This is a genomic window from Flavobacterium succinicans LMG 10402 (assembly GCF_000611675.1).
Lineage (GTDB): Bacteria > Bacteroidota > Bacteroidia > Flavobacteriales > Flavobacteriaceae > Flavobacterium > Flavobacterium succinicans.
In genome coordinates this window covers 20336-39674 of the sequence record NZ_JATV01000003.1, presented here as the reverse complement: position 1 = coordinate 39674, position 19339 = coordinate 20336, and the positions used below count along the sequence as shown (strand labels likewise).

Genomic DNA, 19339 nt, shown 5'->3' with positions numbered 1-19339 from the left:
CCAATGTTTCTTGGTTTTATCTTTACATTAATTAGACTTTCATGTCATGAATGCAATTATTACCTATATGAAAAAGAATTTTAAAATTATTCTGGCTGTATTATTCTTGTCAGGTGCGCTGTTTGCGTTTAAAATAAATGGTTCAAGAATGAACGCAGACGATCCAGAAAAGGATCGCCTTTTACTAGAATTACTGACCTTTGTAATTGAAAAAGGGCATTATGATCCCGCAACTATGGACGATGAATTCTCCAAAGGAATATACAAGGACTACATACAAGCCTTAGATCCTTCAAAACGCTTCTTTTTGCAAAGCGATATCGACGAATTTGCTAAATATGAATTGGATTTAGACGACCAGATCAATAACAAAGAATTGACATTTTTTGAATTGACCTACTCCCGCTTGATGACAAGAATGGAAGAAAGCAAAAAAATCTACAAAACATTATTGGCTACACCCAATAACTTTACCATAGAAGAAAGTTTTGATACGGACTACGAGAAAATGCCGTATGCTACCAACCAAAAAGAATTGGTGGAAAGATGGCGCAAACAGATGAAATTATCTGCTTTATCCTCCATAACTGAGCGTTTACGTGTGCAAGAAAGCAAAACAAAACCTTCCGATACACCAGCAACAACATCAAGTGAGCAAGCTACAGAAAAAACGAAACCTAGCGAACTAAGTTCAGAATTGGGGATGGATGCAAGCTCAAAAGCTGAGAAAAATGTAAAAATCAAAACTTTTGCAGAATTAGAGGTTGAAAGCAGAAGCAACATCGAAAAATCACTAGACGAATCCTTTGGATTTATAAAAGATTTGACTCGAGATGATTGGTTTACAGTATACATCAACGCCATCATGTCTCGTTTTGACCCGCACACTAGTTATTTTGCTCCTGAAGAAAAAGAACGTTTTGATGTTAGTATGAGCGGAAAATTAGAAGGAATTGGAGCACGTTTGCAAAAGAAAAATGATTTTACTGAAATCAGCGAATTGATTTCAGGAGGTCCAGCTTGGAGAGGCCGCCAATTAGAAGCAGGAGATCTTATCCTAAAAGTTGGACAAGCAAGTGCTGAACCTGTTGACGTAGTCGGCATGCGTTTGGATGATGTTGTCAAAAAAATCAAAGGGCCAAAGGGAACTATTGTACGCTTAACCGTAAAAAAAGTAGACGGTACCATCAAAAACATTTCTATTGTTCGAGATGTAGTAGAAATTGAAGAAACCTATGCCAAATCAAGTATAGTAGAAAAAAACGGACTAAAATATGGTGTAATTTACTTGCCTAAATTCTACATTGATTTTGAAAATCGTGACGGCCGCGATGCTGGAAAAGACATTGCCCTAGAAGTAGAACGTTTAAAACAAGCCAAAGTAAACGGAATTGTTTTGGATGTAAGAGATGACGGTGGAGGATCGCTTTCAACCGTGGTGGATATTGCTGGATTATTTATTCACGAAGGTCCAATTGTTCAAGTAAAATCTGCTGGAAAGAAAAAAGAAGTATTGTACGATACCGATCCTAAAATAGAATGGGATGGACCGTTGGTAATTATGGTCAATGGTTTTTCAGCTTCAGCCTCTGAAATTTTAGCAGCAGCTATTCAAGATTACAAACGTGGTATTATCATTGGTAGCAAACAAACCTATGGCAAAGGCACAGTTCAAAATGTACATGATTTGAATCAATTTGTAAGAAATAGCTCGGTTGGTGATTTGGGAGCTTTAAAAATTACGACTCAAAAATTCTACAGAATCAACGGAGGATCTACACAACGCGAAGGTGTAAGTAGCGATGTAGTAATGCCCGATCGTTATGCCTATCTTAAAATGGGAGAACGTGATTTAGAAAACGCCATGCCATGGGATAAAATTGACGCAGCTCCTTATACGCCATGGAAAATGACGCAACATTTCGAAAAAGCCATTGCCAACAGTAAAGCAAGAATTGCGGCCAATCCTCAATTTAAATTAATTGAAGAAAATGCCAAATGGATTGACAGTAAAAGTAATGACAATACTTACAGTTTAAACATTGACACTTTCAAATCGGAGCAAAATAAAGTGGAGGAAACCGCTAAAAAATACAAACCGATTTACGACTATAAAAGTCAATTAAAATTCAGCTCATTACCACATGAATTGGAAGAATACCAAAAAGATCCTACGCTAAAAGAAAAAAGAGAAAGATGGCATGAAAGTCTTTCTAAAGATATTTATGTTGAAGAGGCTTTGAATGTTTTAGATGATTTACAACCCAAAAACCTTGTAAAAACAATTCCTGCCAAAACATTGAAAAACAAATTAGCAAAATCCTAACAGAATATTCACCAAACAAACGACTCAAAGCAAACTACTTTTGAGTCGTTTTTTTTTATAACACTATGGTAGCTTTTAAAACAACAATACTCCAGTTGGCACTCCTCTTTCTATCTTGTATCGATAAGACAGAACCCATGCTAACAATTGATGAAGTCAATAAATACAGCAATCCATCATCACCTATACCATCGCCTCCACAAAAGAAAAAAAACATCATATATCCCCCTACTTCGACTACTAATGTTATCATTAATCATGACTATTATACATTATCGTATCATGAAAAATACGAACAAGCCGAATGGGTGGCTTATGAATTAACAAAAGAGCAAATCGTTAATTACAATTACAAACGCCCCTATTTTATTCAAGATAAAAAAGTAACAACCGGATCTGCAGATTGGCGGAACTATAAAAACTCAGGATACGATAAAGGTCATTTATGTCCAGCAGCCGATCGAGAATACAATAAACAAGCTTATGAAAGTACTTTTTTGACCTCGAACGTTTCTCCTCAAAACCATGAGTTCAATAGTGGTATATGGAATCGTCTGGAAGAAAAAATACGATATTGGGCCGTAAAACACGATCGCCTTTATGTAGTTACAGGTGGCGTTTTGGCTCCCAACTTAAAAACCATTGGCACTGAAAAAGTAGCAGTTCCTAACTATTTTTACAAAATTATTTTAGAAGAAAACAAAGGTAAGTTTCGAATGATAGCCTTCTTGCTACCTAATGCCGAAAGTAAAAAACCACTGTATGATTTTGTAGTCTCCGTAGATAAAATCGAACAAATGACAGGCATCGATTTCTTCCCTAAATTACCTGATGAAATCGAGCAATCACTCGAAAAACAAACTAGCTACAAAGTTTGGAGTTTTAACTAACTACCGCATACTTATTACAAACAGCACTTTTTTAATCTCACTATTTTGCCGTTCCCCAATCAGGTCGGGCATTACGTTACAATCTTTTTGAGGCAGAAAAAAAGCCTCATAAAGGATTTTCACTGCAAACGAAGTTCACTGAACTCCTATGAAAATAGCATGAGTGAAGTAATCTCTAACCTAAATACCGCAATCAAGAACATTAGGTTTAAACTACCATTCATTTACTTTATTGGCATCCATTTTGATAAAAATAAACAGCAAAATAGTAAAAGCCCAAAGTCCTGAACCACCATAAGAAAAGAAAGGCAAGGGAATCCCAATGGTTGGAAAAATCCCGGCTACCATGGCAATATTGACAAAAAAGTGTAGAAAAATAATAGCCGCAACCGAGTAGCCATACACACGACTAAACTTGGTTTTTTGTCTTTCGGCCAAATATATAATGCGTAATAAAAGAATCACAAATAACCCAATAACTACAGTAGCACCTAAAAATCCCCATTCCTCGCCAACAGTAGTAAAAATATAATCGGTGTGCTGTTCAGGAACAAAGCCACCTTTAGTTTGAGTACCTTCTAAAAAGCCCTTTCCGAGCCATCCACCAGAGCCAATAGCAATTTCAGACTGATTGGTATTGTATCCAATCCCTTTCATATCTACTGTTTTTCCCAATAATATATTGAATCGATCTCTATGATGTTGTTTAAAAACATGATCAAATACATAACTCACTGAAAACACGAAACCCGTAATAAGCGCCAATAAAATAACACTTCTCAGTACATTTCTTTCAGCCAAACGGGATTTGAAATGAACTCCAACCAAGACCAAGGCCGAAAGAATCACCACCATATAAGATTCTAAAACAAGCGTTAATACAAATAGAAAAATCAAAGAAAATCCTGTCCAAATATACCATCCTGGCAATCCTTCACGATACAGCACAATAAAGAATATACAAAAAACAAGCGCACTTCCTGGATCTGGCTGAGGCAGTATCAAAAGAATGGGTAAAAAAACAATTGCTAATGCTTGAAACTGCCTATTCAAGTCTTTTAGATTGATTAAAGGATCACTTAAATATTTGGCCAATGCCAATCCTGTAGCTGCTTTTGCAAATTCAGAAGGTTGCAAAGTAAATCCACCAATCGCGTACCAACAACGTTGGCCTGCTATAGTTTTTCCAAAGGCAAACAACCCTAGCAAAGCAACTAAAGCTACGACAAATATAATTGAGGCATATTTTTCATAAAACTTACCATCAACAGACAGTACAGTAAAAATCAACGGAATAGCAAATAAAATAAAAAACAATTGTTTATCGGAAGTTCCGTCTTCAGATGACAAAGAAGACGAATAAATATTGAGCCATCCTAAAACAACTAATAGTATATAGATGATGACACAAATCCAATCGATATTACTGGTTACACTTTGGTTTTTCATTGTATGCCCGATGCTTTAGTTTTTCTTAGTACTGTCTTTTTTGACTACGGTCAAAGGTGCTGGATCTAGCTTTTTCAACTTCAATTGTGCGATAGAATCTTTGCGTCTCAATTCTTTTTTAACCTCATCATTCAAACCACCTAATTTTGCATATTGCCCTTGAAGGCTAATATTAAGAACTCTAGTTTCTAAATCGGTTCTAGATATTTTTTTCTTCAAATATTTTTCAATCATTAAACTCGCGATTGGCCCAGCTATAGTAGAACCAAAGCCACCATTCTCAATCATTACTGCTATGGCAATTTTAGGATTATCTTTAGGAGCAAAAGCCACAAAAATAGAGTGATCTTTCAATTGAGTACGAACTCCATTGATTTTTGCAAAATTTTCGGCAGTTCCCGTTTTACCGCAAATATCAATGCCCTCCACTCTAAGGCTTGACGCTGTTCCCATATTGTACACATCAAACAAGCCGCTGATAATAGGCTTGAAATACTTCTTATCAATAGTAGTAATATGCTTTGTGGTAAACTTTTTATCAATAGGGGTGTCCGCAATTTTCTTAATGATATGAGGCGTGTAATAATATCCTTCATTGGCTACCGTTGCCATCATATTGGCCAACTGAATGGGTGTCATCAAAACTTCTCCTTGTCCGATGGCATTAGAAACAATAGCTGTACTTCTCCAGCCACCATTAGGATACATTCGTTTGTAAGTGGCAGATGTGGGGATCTTACCTCTTCTACCCGTTGGCAAATCATATCCCATAAACTGACCTAATCCAAAACTTTTAACATGATTACTCCAAACATCTACTGCATAACTTGGCTTAGCATACTTATTGATGGTTCGCATATAAGCTGTACCAAAATAAGCGTTGCACGATTCATAAATCCCACGATGCAATTGTAGCATACCACCTCGACAATGGCAACGCATGAAACGACCTCTAGCATAACTAAAACCATGATTACAAGCTACTGCGGTATTTTCGTCAACCACTTGCTCTTGTAAAGCTACCAATCCGGTCATTATTTTAAAAGGAGAACCGGGAGGATATTCTGCTAATAAGCCTCTATCATACAAAGGTTTTGCAATTGAATCTCGGTACAACTTTGTATAATTTTTGGAACGCTGTCTTCCTACCAAAATCCCTGGATCATAAGATGGCGCAGTAATTAGTGCTAAAATCTCACCTGAACCAGGTTCTATAGCCACTATTCCTCCTCTTTTGTTGACCATCAATTGTTCGCCATATTTTTGAATCGCAGCATCTATGGTAAGAGTAATGTCTTTTCCAGGCTCAGCAACTGTATCAAATCGACCATCTTTGTAAGAACCAATTTCTCGATTGTATTTGTCTTTTTGAATATAGGTAACTCCTTTTACTCCTCTAAGAATTTCTTCATAACTCTCTTCAACTCCTTGTTTTCCGATTAAATCTCCACTTTTATAATATGGATTTTTCTTTATAATATTTTCATTTACCTGAGTAATAAAACCGAAAATATTAGCTCCATAATCTACTTCGTAATCCCTAAGTGATCGTTTTTGAAAATAAAACCCCTCATAATTTCGAATTTTCTCTTGGAAAGCTGCAAATTCAGATTTATTTAATTGTGCCAAAAACACTGATGGAAGTCTTGGACTATAAATAATAGCTTTTTCTATACTTTTTATAAAATCCGCTTTTTCAATATTCAAGAGTCTACAAAACTCAAGCGTATCCATTTTCTTTACTTCACGAGGAATAACCATGATGTCATACGAAGCTTGATTGGCTACCATGAGTTTTCCAAATCTATCGTAAATATAACCTCGTTCCGGATAATCGTACTTTATTTTAATCGCATTATTTTCTGACTTCAATTTGAAAGTATCATCAATAATTTGAAGATAGAAAATTCGAACTAAAAGCAAAATTGCTCCAATTATTATAAGGGTCGGCAATAAAATTTTTCTCATCGTTTATTTGGCTTAACAAGATATATGATGATAATCGATAACAATAAAGTAAAAGTGGAACTTAATAAGGTGCGCAATAATACATCTAAAATAAAACTAAACTCAAACGCTTCTAAGGTAAACAATACTAAATGATGCGTAATTGTAGCTATTAATAAAAAGGAAAAACGTTCGGGCGTTAGCACATCGTTCAATTTTACAGTTTGATATTCATAACTCAACCCAAAGGAGAATTTGAAAATCAAAGGTCGCATATAAGCCAAAACCAAACAAGAAGTAGCATGTACACCTCCTGAATTAGAAAACATATCTAACAGTAATCCCAGAAAAAAACTGGACACTAACAAAGCGGCCTTGTTCCCATTAACAGGATACAAAATAATGAAAAGTATATAAGGAAACGGGCTGATATACCCATAGAAATTCATATTATTAAAAACAATAATTTGTATTGCCAATAATAATAAAAAGCGGAAGATATTTACGAACAATGTACTACTCATCCTTTTTTCTTTGGTTTTCTAAGGCCTTCATCTCTTCGGTACCTTTGTTTTTTAGGATATAAACATGACCTAGATTAGTCATGTCATTGAATAATTTTATTTCTAAAGTATAGAAATTGGTTTGGTTATCTTTATCACGGAAAACTCTGTGAATCGTTCCAATATTAATATTTTCAGGAAAAATGACCGATTGTCCTCCAGTAACTACAGTATCTCCTTTTTTAATATCGGCAAGTCTAGGCACATCGATCAATTGCACAAAACCCGTACTTTTTCCATTCCAAATTAAGGAACCAAAGTGATTGGATTTCTTGATTTTTGCATTGATTCTTGATTTTTTATTCAAGATACTGGCCACTGTAGCGTAATTTTGAGAAGTATCATCAATAATACCAACAATTCCTTGGCTATTGATAACTCCCATATCCGGTTTTATACCGTCTTTTTGTCCTGCATCCAAGGTAAGATAGTTTTCGTAAACGCTGTACGAATTTTTTATGACTTTGGCCACTACAATATCCGAAGGCTTAACACCTTTGATACTGTCCATTTTAGTCATAAATGAAGAATCTTTAACCTGAAAAAGAGCACTTCGTAATCTTGCGTTTTCTAAAGCAAGTTCATCATTTTCCTTTTTCAGGTTAAGATATTCCTTGGCATTATTCACTTCTTGATAGACACTACCACTAATTACATTGGCCGAACTAATAATTTTACTCCTGTGAAAAGAATGAAATTGAATAGTAAGCGCTAATGAAATACCTAAAAGCAGCAAGAACAGTAATCTATAACTATTTCTTGTAATAAAATTAAATATTTGCTGCATTTTGAAATAAAAAGGTTAAGTAATTAGAAGCGAAAAAATAATTATAATGAAGTATAAAAACTTATTTGATTAAAATACTTTTAAACTTGGTAATGTTTTTTAATGCCATCCCTGTTCCACGAACTACTGCTCGTAAAGGATCTTCGGCGATGTATACTGGCAAATCTGTTTTTTGAGAAATTCTTTTGTCTAATCCTCTCAACATGGATCCTCCACCGGCTAAATAAATTCCAGTGTTGTAGATATCAGCTGCCAATTCAGGAGGCGTTTGTGAAAGAGTTTCCATCACAGCGTCCTCAATACGTTGAATGGATTTATCCAAAGCTTTAGCAATTTCACGGTACGAAACTTCTACTTGTTTTGGTTTACCTGTCAACAAATCACGACCTTGTACAGACATATCCTCTGGAGGTGTTTCTAAATCTTCAACAGCAGCTCCAATTTGAATTTTTATTTTTTCTGCTGTACTTTCTCCAACAAATAAATTGTGTTGTGTACGCATGTAATACACGATATCATTGGTAAACACATCACCCGCAATTTTTACCGATTTGTCGCAAACAATACCTCCTAAGGCAATCACTGCTATTTCAGTAGTACCTCCACCGATATCGACAATCATGTTTCCTTTTGGCTGCATAATATCAATACCGATACCTATGGCTGCAGCCATTGGTTCGTGAATTAAGTATACTTCTTTTCCGTTCACACGCTCACAAGATTCTTTTACCGCACGCATTTCTACTTCGGTAATTCCAGAAGGGATACATACGATCATGCGCAGTGCAGGCGTAAACATTTTTTTATTAAGTGCAGGTATACTTTTGATGAACATACTGATCATTTTCTCTGAAGCATCAAAATCCGCAATTACACCATCTTTCAAAGGTCTAATTGTTTTTATGTTTTCATGCGTTTTCCCTTGCATCATATTGGCCTCTTTTCCCACAGCAATAATTTTGCCTGATATCCTATCTCGAGCCACAATAGAAGGACTATCAATCACTACTTTGTCATTATGAATGATCAAAGTGTTTGCGGTACCAAGGTCTATCGCGATATCCTCAGTCATGAAATCAAAAAATCCCATACGTTTTTATGTATTGTAAAAATTAAATAACAAAGTTAAACAAATTAATGTTTGAAATGACGGGTTCCAGTAAATACCATTGCAAGATTGTTCTCATTGCAGTAGTTAATACTTAACTCATCTTTAATTGATCCTCCTGGTTGAATCACTGCTGTAATTCCAGCATTTTTCGCCAATTCTACACAATCAGGAAAAGGAAAGAAAGCATCACTTGCCATTGAAGCCCCTTCTAAACTAAAACCGAATGCTTTGGCCTTTTCAACCGCTTGCATCAAGGCGTCTACTCTAGACGTTTGACCAGTGCCAGAAGCAATAAGTGTGCCGTTTTTAGCAAAAACAATCGTGTTTGATTTGGTGTTTTTACACACTTTAGATGCAAAAATCAAATCTTTTACTTCTTGCTCAGTTGGTGCTGTAGTTGTTACTGTTTTCAAATCTGATGCTTGATCTGTAACATTGTTTCGATCTTGAATCAATAACCCGTTCAAACAAGTACGTACTTGTCTTGAAGGTAGCTCCACGTCGTTTTGAACTAAAATGATTCTGTTTTTCTTTTCTTGTAAAATAGTCAAAGCTTCTGGCTCATAAGCTGGCGCGATCACTACCTCACAAAATAATTTTGTAATTTCTGAAGCTGTAGCCACATCTATTGGTGTATTTGAAATCAAAACCCCGCCAAATGCAGAAGTAGGATCACAAGCCAAAGCCGCATCATACGCCTCGCTAATAGTAGCTCTAGTAGCCAAACCACAAGCGTTATTGTGTTTTAAAATCGCAAAAGTAGGCCCATCCGTTTTAAACTCATTGATTAAGTTTACTGCAGCATCTACGTCTAATAAATTATTATAGGACAACTCTTTTCCATGAACTTTGGTAAACATGGCGTCAAAATCTCCGAAGAAAAATCCTTTTTGATGTGGATTTTCACCATAACGCAATACTTGACCGTCTGCAATACTTTCTTTATAAATCGTTTCGTCTGTATTGAAATAATTAAAAATAGCTCCATCATAATGCGAAGAAACATGAAATGCTTTGGTCGCCAATACCTTTCTATCTTCTAATGTTGTAGTTCCATTTTGATTCGTAATCATATCTAAAAACAAACCATATTGATCCATTGAAGATACAATTACTGTGTCTTTAAAGTTTTTGGCTCCAGCACGAATCAATGAAATACCACCGATATCAATTTTCTCAATAATATCGGCCTCACTTGCACCAGACGCCACTGTTTTTTCAAAAGGATACAAATCAACAATTACTAAATCTATTTGAGGAATATCATATTCTTGCATTTGTTGCACATCACCTTCATGATCTTGACGATTCAAAATCCCTCCAAACACTTTAGGATGCAAAGTTTTTACTCTTCCACCAAGTATAGAAGGATAGGAAGTAACGTCTTCCACTGGAATTACTGGAATTCCAAGATTTTTGATAAAATCCTCCGTTCCTCCGGTAGAATAAAAAACAACATTTTGTTCGTGTAATTTTCTAACAATTGGCTCCAATCCTTCTTTAGAAAATACTGAAATTAAGGCCGATTGTATTTTTTTAGTAGTGTTCATGTGTAGTAGTTTTTTGAAAGCGCAAAAATAGTTAATTTTTACAAATAAAATCTACGGAATTTATGTAACATTTTTAATTAAATTCGTACCTATCAAAATAGCAGTTTGAACCAAAATTTAAACTCAATTTACACTAATTCAATTCTAAAAATATGCTGGTTTATTTACGATTGTTGAAAGAAAGTTTTCGCTTTGCCATGAATGCCTTATTGGCCAATAAATTGAGGACTTTACTTTCCTTGTTAGGCGTAACCATTGGTATATTTTCAATTATAGCCGTTTTGGCTGCAGTGGATTCTTTGGACCGAAAAATATCAAAAGATTTGAGCAGTTTGGACAAAAACACCATTTATTTGATGAAATTTTCATTTGGACCCACTGACATCCCACAATGGAAACGAGAACAATTCCCCAATGTAAAATACGACGAATACATCTACATGAAGGGAGCCATGACCCAAACCGAGCAAATGGGGTATCAAATTTTTACCAAAAGAGAATCCATCAAACATGAATCTAAAACTGTCAGCGATGTGAATATCGTACCCGTTTCGCATGAATTTATTGACATACAAGGATTAGAATTTGAACAAGGTCGTTTTTATAATGAATCCGAAGCTAATTCAGGCGCTGCTGTAATTGTTCTAGGCCACGAAGTAGCCAGTTCGTTGTTTGAAAATAGCGATCCTATAGGCAAAACCATTCGTTTGTACGGCAAACGCTTCTCAGTTATTGGTGTATTAAAGAAAAAAGGGTCTGGTATTTTTGACGAAGACGACACTTCGGCATTTATTCCGGTTAATTTTGTACGTCAATTGTTTGGCGATAATAATGATGGCTTGACCAATGTCATCATTTTTAAACCTGAAAGCGGTGTAGACATGGAGGCTTACAAAGGTGAAATTACCCAAAAACTTAGAACTTTACGCGGTTTAAAAGCAAGTGAAATTGATAATTTCTTCATCAATGTATTTTCTGGTTTTACCGATTTTATTGACGGAATCATTGGCCAAATGAATGTAGTAGGTTGGATTATTAGTGGCTTTTCATTATTGGTAGGAGGGTTTGGCATTGCCAATATTATGTTTGTTTCTGTAAAAGAAAGAACCAACCTTATCGGTATCCAAAAATCGTTAGGCGCCAAAAACCGCTTTATTTTGTTTCAATTTTTATTCGAAGCGATCATCCTTTCTTTATTTGGCGGACTAATTGGATTACTCTTTGTTTGGATTATTTCAATAGTACTAACCAACGCCTTAGATTTTGAGTTTGTTTTGGGATTCGGGAACATTGCATTGGGAACAGGTCTAGCGGCTTTTATTGGTTTGCTTTCTGGAATTTTGCCTGCAATTTCAGCAGCCAATTTAGATCCTGTGGAAGCCATTCGCACCGGAATGTAAGAAACAGTAAAGATTCTATCTCAACAATCAGATTCACACACCCATAAAAAAAGCCGTTCTATTTGTACAGAACGGCTTTAATTTTTATAAAAGATAATTTATCGTACTTCGTTATTTTGAATCAAATCGATATACAAATTAATCTTGTCTTTTAGCTCTTTTCTTGGAGAAATAAAATCTAAGAAACCATGCTCCAACAAAAATTCAGCCGTTTGAAATCCTTCTGGCAAATCTTTACCTGTAGTATCTCTTACCACACGCGGTCCTGCGAACCCAATCAAAGCGCCTGGTTCAGAGATATTGATATCTCCTAACATGGCATAGGAAGCAGTAGTTCCTCCTGTGGTTGGATCTGTACAAAGTGAAATATAAGGCAAACCAGCTTCGGCTAATTGTGCTAATTTTACTGAAGTTTTAGCCAATTGCATTAATGAAAAAGCAGCCTCCATCATTCGCGCACCCCCAGATTTTGAAATCATAACGAATGGCAATTTGTTTTGGATGGCGTGATCAATTCCTCTAGCAATTTTTTCACCCACAACAGCTCCCATAGAACCTCCGATAAAGGCAAAATCCATAGCACAAACCACAAGGTCTTTCCCTTTAGATTTTCCAACTCCTGTTCGAACAGCGTCTTTAAGTTGTGTTTTAGACATCACTTCTTTCAATCGATCCGCATACTTTTTCGTATCTTCAAAATGTAATGGATCTTTCGAGGTCATGTTGGCATCCAACTCAACAAATTCGTTATTGTCAAATAAAATTTCAAAATAGGTAGCGCTACCAATTCGTACATGAAAATCATCCTCTGGACTCACAAACAAATTACGTGCTAACTCATCAGCATCAATTATTTTTCCGGTCGGTGATTTATACCAAAGCCCCTTTGGAACGTCCATTTTGTCCTCGGTAGCAGTAGTTATCCCTTTTTCTTTTCTTTTAAACCAAGCCATTTATTAAGTATTCAGTGTTGAGCGTACAAAACTATAAAAAAAATGCAATAAAAAAAGTTGCAATATTCCTTAGTACAATTACCAGAAACATTACAACTTTTAATTAATCTAAAATTAAAGTGTATTTACGTTGTTCAGATCCGCAAATGACTGCTCTAATCTTGCATTGAACGTTACTTCACTTTCTCTAACCCATCTTCTTGGATCGTAGAATTTTTTGTTTGGAACATCAGCACCTTCTGGGTTACCAATTTGAGTTTTCAAGTACTCGATGTTTTTTACCATATAATCACGGATTCCTTCAGTATAAGCAAATTGTAAATCTGTATCAATATTCATTTTCACTACACCGTACCCAATTGCTTCTCTAATTTCTTCTAATGTAGAACCTGATCCACCGTGGAATACAAAATCAACTGGATTTGCTTCAGTTTTGAATTTTTCTTGAACGTATTCTTGAGAGTTTTTCAAGATTTTTGGAGTCAATTTTACGTTTCCTGGTTTGTAAACTCCGTGAACGTTTCCAAATGAAGCTGCAATGGTAAAACGTGGACTTACTTTCGATAATTCTTCGTAAGAATAAGCTACTTCAGAAGGCTGAGTGTATAATTTAGAACTGTCAACATCTGAGTTATCTACACCATCTTCTTCACCACCTGTAATTCCAAGTTCAATTTCTAAAGTCATTCCAATTTTACTCATACGAGCTAAATATTCTTTACAAATTTCGATGTTTTCTTCGATTGGCTCTTCAGATAAATCGATCATGTGAGATGAAAACAATGATTTTCCAGTTGCAGCAAAATGTTCTTCTGAAGCATCTAATAAACCATCAATCCAAGGTAATAATTTTTTAGCGCAGTGATCCGTGTGAAGAATAACTGTTGCTCCGTAAGCTTCTGCTAAAGTATGAATGTGTTTTGCTCCTGCAATAGCTCCTGCAATAGCAGCTTTTTCACCAGCGTTAGACAACCCTTTACCTGCATTAAACTGCGCTCCACCATTAGAAAATTGAATAATTACTGGAGCATTTAATTTTGCTGCAGTTTCCAAAACTCCATTAATTGTGCTAGAACCAGTTACGTTTACTGCTGGAAGTGCAAATCCTTTTTCTTTTGCATATCTAAAAATTTCTTGTACTTGATCTCCAGTAGCAACTCCTGGTTTTATGTTGTGTGCCATTTTGTTAAATTTTAAGTTATTTTATTTTTTTAAAGGTTCACAAAAATAAGCATTTCTATTTTTAGAAAGGGTAATTTATCCCAAAATTTAAGACAGATTTGGTAAAATTAAAGTCTTTAAACCAACGACTTCCTTCGGCATATCCCGGATTATAGGTTTTGAAGCCTAAATCAAAACGAACAACAAAAAAATTCAAATCATAGCGCAAACCAAAACCAGTACCTAAAGCAATTTCAGTAAGATCTTTTATACCCGAAAATCGCGCCGACTCAACATTCATACCATCGAGCACGTTCCAAATATTTCCAGCATCGGCAAAAACAGCCCCTTTTACGCTTCCTAATATTTTAAAACGAAACTCGGCACTTATGGCGATTTTCATATTAGCTTCATTAAAATCCAATACCGATCCCGTACTCCCAGGACCTAAACTATAAGGTTGCCAAGCTCTATTATCATTTGTTCCACCTGAAAAATAACTTCTTGAAAACGGCACGTAATCGGCATTACCAAACGGCACTGCAATACCGAAAAAGCTCCTAAAAGCCACCACGTTTTCCTTGGAAAAATCCCAGTGCTTAATATAATCCAATTCTAATTTCAAATATTCCGAATAGGGCAAATTGAAAAGTTCATATTGTCCTGTAGCATTTTTAGGCAACTTACTGGCTTTTGCTATCAAACTTAATAAGGTTCCCGCTGATTCGATTTTAGTTTTAAATTGATAAAAATCATTATCCTGAATGTCTTTCTTGGTAGATTGAGTAAAGGTGTAGCTCGTCCCCAGAATAAAATCATTTTCCGTCAATCGCAACCTTCGTTCTTCAATCCCTAACACCTCCTTATACTCACTATCCTCATACCCAATAGCCGTTTTTAAGTTTAAAACATCATCCGTAAATCCCGTTGTTCCAGAATTAATGATCAAATTTTTATTGTCATCAAAATATTTAGCTTCGGTATTATAGGTTTTAGCAATAGCATTTAAAGCATTGTAAGAAGAACCATAAACATTAAAATAATTGGCTGGATTTAAATTGCGAACAAATTGCACATTGACCAAATCAACTCTAGCGGTATTGTTTTTTATAGGATTCCAATTATAGGTAATCAATGTGGTGAAATTTTCTTTATCTAGACCAATATTCCTTTGCTTATTAAACCCTGAAGAAATCTGCGTATACGGAATCATTCGTTTGGGAATAATTTTATCGGTATTAAAGGGCAAGAAAATCCTAGGAAAATTCAACTTCAAATTGATTCCGAATTCCGTAACATTAAAAAACGCATCATTAGGATTAGCAAAATCTTTGGAAGATCCAATATTTCCACGAAAACCAATCTCTAATGTTTCGGCTCTATTGAATACGTTCCGAATGGTTTCGGTGATGCTTCCTCCTATACCAAAATCTTGAATATTAGAATGGGTAAAATCCAAAGTAGTGCCAAAACTAAACTTTTTCTTGGGCGACAAATACACTTTGGCAATCAAGGATTGGGCCGTAGTATCTCTTTTATCCACTTCATACTGTATACTAGGATAACCAAAAATTTTCAAGTTATTCAACGATCTGTTGGTCAAAACGGTCTTAGTATCCGCAAAAGAAGTTCCTTTGGTAATAAACACTGCATCTGTTATTGCTGCAGGCCTGTATCGCAATTTACCATGACTGTACAATTTAAAGCCATGGTACTCTAAACTATCGGTAACCGTCTCAGGTGAGTTCTTAGCTGAAAAATCAGTAAAAATTTTCACATCACTAATGGAAAACAATTTAAAAGGAGCCGTATAGGTCGAATCATTCTTCTGATAGGAATAATTATTTATTATCAAATCTACATTGGCTTTGTTCTTTTTACCTATTGTATCGATATCGAAAAGCACATAGTTAGGTTGAAACAAGTAAGCGCCACTGTTTCGAAAATAGGTACTGATTCTATTTTTTTCTTCTTCAAAATCACTGGTCTTATATTGTTTTCCGGGCTGAATTAAACGATTCCCTTTTGCTACATTGAACAAAGAATCCAATGCTGGAGAAGCAATTGACTGGGTAATAGAATCCAAAATAAAAGGTTCCGATAAATTAACTTTGTATTGTACCCTAGCCTTTTTAGCACTTAAAGTATCTATTGAATAGGTTGTTTTTGCCTTAAAATATCCTTGGTTAAAATAATAATTATTCAACCTATTTACCGTTTTCTGCGTTTTAATGGTATCAATAATCACAGGTGGCTCACCTACTTTCTTTAAAAACTGATGAATTCCTTTATAATAGAACGACTCCCCCAAACGATCTACTTGCTTTGCTGACAACCATTTTGCGCTTCGTTCATATTTCCCGGGTTTGTTGACAAATTTAGCTTGGTACGTAGAATCGGGATTTAAATTGGCCATGTTATATAAGGCCAGTCGTAACCTAAACCCTCCAAATGTTCCGTTAGGTACTTGATACATTTGATCGAAGGCCGTTGACTCCTTGATCGGCTTATCATTTACTATAATTTGGTTTTTAGTTAGTAAAAATTTGCCCTCAGGAACCCGTTTTACAGCATTACATGCCGAAATAAATATTGCAATTAGAAGAAATGCAACTACTTTTGTGGAATTCTTTTTCAAGTGTTCATATAAATTTAATTCAAAAGTACATTTTTTTATGGTTAGTAAAAACCAAATAAAACTTATCTCAAGTTTGCATCAAAAAAAGTTTAGAAACGCCCATCAATTATTTATTGCCGAAGGCGTAAAAGGGATTCAAGAATTATTGCATTCTAATTTTGAATTAGAGCATTTGTATGTTACAGTGGATCATTTTGAAACTGTTTTACCTTCTAAAAAAAGCCTAATTACTGAAAGTGAACTAAAAAAAATCAGCGCTTTAACCACTCCTAATACCTGCTTGGCTGTATTTAAAATCCCAAAAGAAAAAGCAGTCATCAATACAGGACTCATTGTCGCTTTAGACACGATTCGTGATCCTGGAAACATGGGAACCATTTTGAGACTTTGCGACTGGTTTGGCATTACCCAAGTAGTCTGCTCCGCAGAAACTGTCGATTTATACAACCCGAAAGTTGTACAAGCAACTATGGGATCTATAGCCCGCGTAGCCGTAAATTATTTAAATCTAACGGACTATCTCAAGACCACTTCACTGCCAATTTTCGGAACCTTTATGGAAGGTGACAACCTTTATACTTCAACACTTCCTACCGAAGGCATTATTGTTTTAGGTAACGAAGCGAATGGAATTTCTGCAGAAATTGAAGCCCTAGTAACACAACGCATTACAATCCCTAGATTTGGTGATTTACAACAAACCGAAAGTTTAAATGTAGCCACTGCCACTGCCATTGTTTTGAGCGAATTTAAGCGCGGCTGTACTTCTTAATGAAACGTAAAGTTGATAAAAACGGCTCTACTCTTAATGGATTCGATGTTATTGGTCCAAGGACTATTAGGGTCTTTATCTCTAATTAACTCGTCACTAATTCCAAAAACGCCTCGAATGGAGGGTGAAAAGATAAAATATTCTGAAAAAATATCAATCCCAAAACCCAGTTCATAGTTGGGTGTCCATGCTTTTACCCTAAACTTACCTTCTGCATTATCATCAATTGACTTGGCATTACTAGATAAATTTAAAGTTAACGAGCCTCCACCAAGTAAATATGGCCTAACATTACCTGTTCGTAAAGACGAAAATTTAACCAACAACGGAAAATGAATATACGTGCTATTCACTTCACGTAATTGATCAGATGCCGTGGGCGTAAACGGAAAGTAATCACTTGGATAATACAAATCACGCTTGGTGTAATACAATCCCGGTTCGAAGCGCAAATTAATGTATTCTTGTAAACGCAAGTCAGAAACTAAGCCAACGTTAAAACCTGTACTTCTTTTTACCAAAACATCTGGTAAATTATTCTTGTAATCCATTTTGAAATCATAGGCATTAAAACCCATATAAAATCCAAAATGCAATTTTTGCTTTTGAAAATTTTCTAAATTGATGATGGGGTCTTTGCTAAAGAGGCGTTTATTCCACTGAGCGGAGGCAAGAGCAAAAGACATCAAAAAAAGGAATACAGTTATTTTCTTCATAGGGAAACAGCGGGTGTCTAATTATTTTTTGGTGGCATAATAGATTGTTGCCACACCTAAAGTTTGCGGCATATCTTTTACCTCTATAAACCCCGTTTTTCGCAAAATATTGTTTAGTCTTTCACCATAAGGAAAAGCAGCAGAGGATTCAGACAGATAACCATACGCTGTATTGTCTTTAGAAAACAATTTACCAATGAGTGGCAAGATATTTTTACTGTAAAAATGATACCCTTGCTTGAACGGTGTTTTTTCCGGAACAGAGGTTTCCAAAATCACAAAAGTTCCGCCGGGTTTCAACACTCGCAGAATTTCAGTCAATCCTTTTTCTAAATTTTCAAAATTTCGAACGCCAAAAGCTACGGTTATGGCATCAAAATAGTTGTCTTCAAAAGGCATGTTTTCTGAATCACCTAAGAGCATTTCAATACGATCAGACAATTGTTTTGCGGCAATTTTTTCAACACCAACAGCCAACATTCCTTCAGAGATATCCAATCCAATAATTTTACTTTCAGGGGTTTGTGCCATTAAAATAGCCAAATCACCTGTACCTGTAGCAATGTCAAGTATGGTTTTAGGATTCGATTTGGCAACCAAATCCAATACTTTTTTGCGCCATTTTATATCGATACCAAAAGAAATTACTCGATTTAAATTATCATAATTTCCTGAAATGGTATTGAACATAGTAGCAACTTGTTCTTTTTTGCTAAGTTGCGAATCTTTATAGGGAGTTATTTTTTCGGACATCATTTTTTAATTTGCACAAATATACTATAAACTGTATTAACAGCGAATTGCTTTTCAAGGCAATCCAAAATGGCTATGAATTTAATGACAATTAAAAAAATCAAATTTTAACAAAAAAAACGCAAATATCACTAAAAGTGGGTATTGTATGGCACTGAAATTATAGTCAAATTTGCCAAGTAAAGAAAAATAAATGATAAGTATTCGTTTAATGGCACAACTCAAATGGTTTATACTTGCGCTAATAATCGCATTTGTTCTTGTTAGCAGTTTTGAAACTATTTCCTTCGGGAATGGTTCTTTTTTTGAAGCGCAAACTACGT

15 protein-coding genes are annotated in these 19339 nt (G+C 35.3%); 4 read left to right on the top strand and 11 right to left on the bottom strand.

Annotation, left to right across the window (positions count from 1 at the left end):
* The first annotated feature begins 46 nt into the window (after window positions 1-46).
* Together AO58_RS0103230 and AO58_RS0103225 are read left to right on the top strand one after the other, a co-directional pair.
* Window positions 47-2326: a carboxy terminal-processing peptidase gene (locus AO58_RS0103230; protein WP_024980322.1), complete on the top strand. Its 2280-nt coding sequence runs from the start codon at window positions 47-49 to the stop codon at window positions 2324-2326.
* A 137-nt stretch (window positions 2327-2463) separates the two neighbouring features.
* A complete protein-coding gene (locus AO58_RS0103225) occupies window positions 2464-3216 on the top strand; it encodes a DNA/RNA non-specific endonuclease (protein WP_139225528.1) in 753 nt (250 codons plus the stop codon).
* 213 nt (window positions 3217-3429) lie between these two features.
* Here AO58_RS0103225 and rodA read toward each other — a convergent pair whose 3' ends face one another.
* The 6 genes from rodA to purH form a co-directional block, all read right to left on the bottom strand.
* Complete coding sequence (gene rodA, locus AO58_RS0103220; protein WP_024980320.1) at window positions 3430-4665, bottom strand: rod shape-determining protein RodA; 1236 nt, start codon at window positions 4663-4665, stop codon at window positions 3430-3432.
* A gap of 15 nt (window positions 4666-4680) precedes the next feature.
* Complete coding sequence (gene mrdA, locus AO58_RS0103215) at window positions 4681-6633, bottom strand: penicillin-binding protein 2 (protein WP_024980319.1); 1953 nt, start codon at window positions 6631-6633, stop codon at window positions 4681-4683.
* A complete protein-coding gene (gene mreD, locus AO58_RS0103210; protein WP_024980318.1) occupies window positions 6630-7136 on the bottom strand; it encodes a rod shape-determining protein MreD in 507 nt (168 codons plus the stop codon). The genes mrdA and mreD overlap by 4 nt, the downstream gene beginning before the upstream one ends.
* A complete protein-coding gene (mreC, locus tag AO58_RS0103205) occupies window positions 7129-7962 on the bottom strand; it encodes a rod shape-determining protein MreC (protein WP_024980317.1) in 834 nt (277 codons plus the stop codon). Before mreC ends, mreD begins: the two co-directional genes overlap by 8 nt.
* Window positions 7963-8023: 61 nt before the next feature.
* Window positions 8024-9052 carry a rod shape-determining protein gene (locus AO58_RS0103200; protein WP_024980316.1) on the bottom strand — a complete coding sequence of 343 codons (1029 nt, stop codon included), beginning with the start codon at window positions 9050-9052 and terminating at the stop codon, window positions 8024-8026.
* A 44-nt stretch (window positions 9053-9096) separates the two neighbouring features.
* Window positions 9097-10623, bottom strand: coding sequence for a bifunctional phosphoribosylaminoimidazolecarboxamide formyltransferase/IMP cyclohydrolase (purH, locus tag AO58_RS0103195; protein WP_024980315.1), 1527 nt, complete (start codon window positions 10621-10623; stop codon window positions 9097-9099).
* A 152-nt stretch (window positions 10624-10775) separates the two neighbouring features.
* Here purH and AO58_RS0103190 point away from each other — a divergent pair, with 152 nt between their 5' ends.
* Window positions 10776-12023, top strand: a complete 1248-nt coding sequence (locus tag AO58_RS0103190) for an ABC transporter permease (protein ID WP_024980314.1) — start codon at window positions 10776-10778, stop codon at window positions 12021-12023.
* A gap of 98 nt (window positions 12024-12121) precedes the next feature.
* Here AO58_RS0103190 and accD read toward each other — a convergent pair whose 3' ends face one another.
* The 3 genes from accD to tamL form a co-directional block, all read right to left on the bottom strand.
* The gene (gene accD, locus AO58_RS0103185; protein WP_024980313.1) at window positions 12122-12976 is read right to left on the bottom strand and encodes an acetyl-CoA carboxylase, carboxyltransferase subunit beta; all 855 of its coding nucleotides are present in this window, start codon (window positions 12974-12976) and stop codon (window positions 12122-12124) included.
* Between the two features lie 114 nt (window positions 12977-13090).
* On the bottom strand, window positions 13091-14158 hold the full coding sequence (gene fbaA / locus AO58_RS0103180) for a class II fructose-bisphosphate aldolase (RefSeq protein WP_024980312.1): 1068 nt from the start codon (window positions 14156-14158) through the stop codon (window positions 13091-13093).
* Window positions 14159-14219: 61 nt separating this feature from the next.
* Complete coding sequence (gene tamL / locus AO58_RS0103175; protein ID WP_024980311.1) at window positions 14220-16775, bottom strand: translocation and assembly module lipoprotein TamL; 2556 nt, start codon at window positions 16773-16775, stop codon at window positions 14220-14222.
* A 37-nt stretch (window positions 16776-16812) separates the two neighbouring features.
* On the opposite strand from tamL, the gene AO58_RS0103170 reads away from it, so the two are divergent.
* Window positions 16813-17547 carry a TrmH family RNA methyltransferase gene (locus AO58_RS0103170; protein WP_024980310.1) on the top strand — a complete coding sequence of 245 codons (735 nt, stop codon included), beginning with the start codon at window positions 16813-16815 and terminating at the stop codon, window positions 17545-17547.
* Here the strand turns inward: AO58_RS0103170 and porT are convergent.
* Together porT and ubiE are read right to left on the bottom strand one after the other, a co-directional pair.
* Window positions 17544-18263 carry a type IX secretion/gliding motility protein PorT/SprT gene (porT, locus tag AO58_RS0103165; protein ID WP_024980309.1) on the bottom strand — a complete coding sequence of 240 codons (720 nt, stop codon included), beginning with the start codon at window positions 18261-18263 and terminating at the stop codon, window positions 17544-17546. The two genes, AO58_RS0103170 and porT, sit on opposite strands and share 4 nt — an antisense overlap.
* Window positions 18264-18284: 21 nt before the next feature.
* Window positions 18285-19016 carry a bifunctional demethylmenaquinone methyltransferase/2-methoxy-6-polyprenyl-1,4-benzoquinol methylase UbiE gene (gene ubiE / locus AO58_RS0103160; RefSeq protein WP_024980308.1) on the bottom strand — a complete coding sequence of 244 codons (732 nt, stop codon included), beginning with the start codon at window positions 19014-19016 and terminating at the stop codon, window positions 18285-18287.
* Window positions 19017-19339: the final 323 nt, after the last annotated feature.

Bases quoted from the DNA above. Each gene is read 5' to 3' on its own strand.
- rodA (WP_024980320.1), bottom strand. From the start codon at position 4,665: ATGAAAAACCAAAGTGTAACCAGTAATATCGATTGGATTTGTGTCATC.
- AO58_RS0103225 (WP_139225528.1), top strand. From the start codon at position 2,464: ATGCTAACAATTGATGAAGTCAATAAATACAGCAATCCATCATCACCT.
- AO58_RS0103230 (WP_024980322.1), top strand. From the start codon at position 47: ATGAATGCAATTATTACCTATATGAAAAAGAATTTTAAAATTATTCTG.
- accD (WP_024980313.1), bottom strand. From the start codon at position 12,976: ATGGCTTGGTTTAAAAGAAAAGAAAAAGGGATAACTACTGCTACCGAG.
- AO58_RS0103200 (WP_024980316.1), bottom strand. From the start codon at position 9,052: ATGGGATTTTTTGATTTCATGACTGAGGATATCGCGATAGACCTTGGT.
- mreD (WP_024980318.1), bottom strand. From the start codon at position 7,136: ATGAGTAGTACATTGTTCGTAAATATCTTCCGCTTTTTATTATTATTG.
- mrdA (WP_024980319.1), bottom strand. From the start codon at position 6,633: ATGAGAAAAATTTTATTGCCGACCCTTATAATAATTGGAGCAATTTTG.
- ubiE (WP_024980308.1), bottom strand. From the start codon at position 19,016: ATGTCCGAAAAAATAACTCCCTATAAAGATTCGCAACTTAGCAAAAAA.
- purH (WP_024980315.1), bottom strand. From the start codon at position 10,623: ATGAACACTACTAAAAAAATACAATCGGCCTTAATTTCAGTATTTTCT.
- fbaA (WP_024980312.1), bottom strand. From the start codon at position 14,158: ATGGCACACAACATAAAACCAGGAGTTGCTACTGGAGATCAAGTACAA.
- AO58_RS0103190 (WP_024980314.1), top strand. From the start codon at position 10,776: ATGCTGGTTTATTTACGATTGTTGAAAGAAAGTTTTCGCTTTGCCATG.
- mreC (WP_024980317.1), bottom strand. From the start codon at position 7,962: ATGCAGCAAATATTTAATTTTATTACAAGAAATAGTTATAGATTACTG.
- porT (WP_024980309.1), bottom strand. From the start codon at position 18,263: ATGAAGAAAATAACTGTATTCCTTTTTTTGATGTCTTTTGCTCTTGCC.
- AO58_RS0103170 (WP_024980310.1), top strand. From the start codon at position 16,813: ATGGTTAGTAAAAACCAAATAAAACTTATCTCAAGTTTGCATCAAAAA.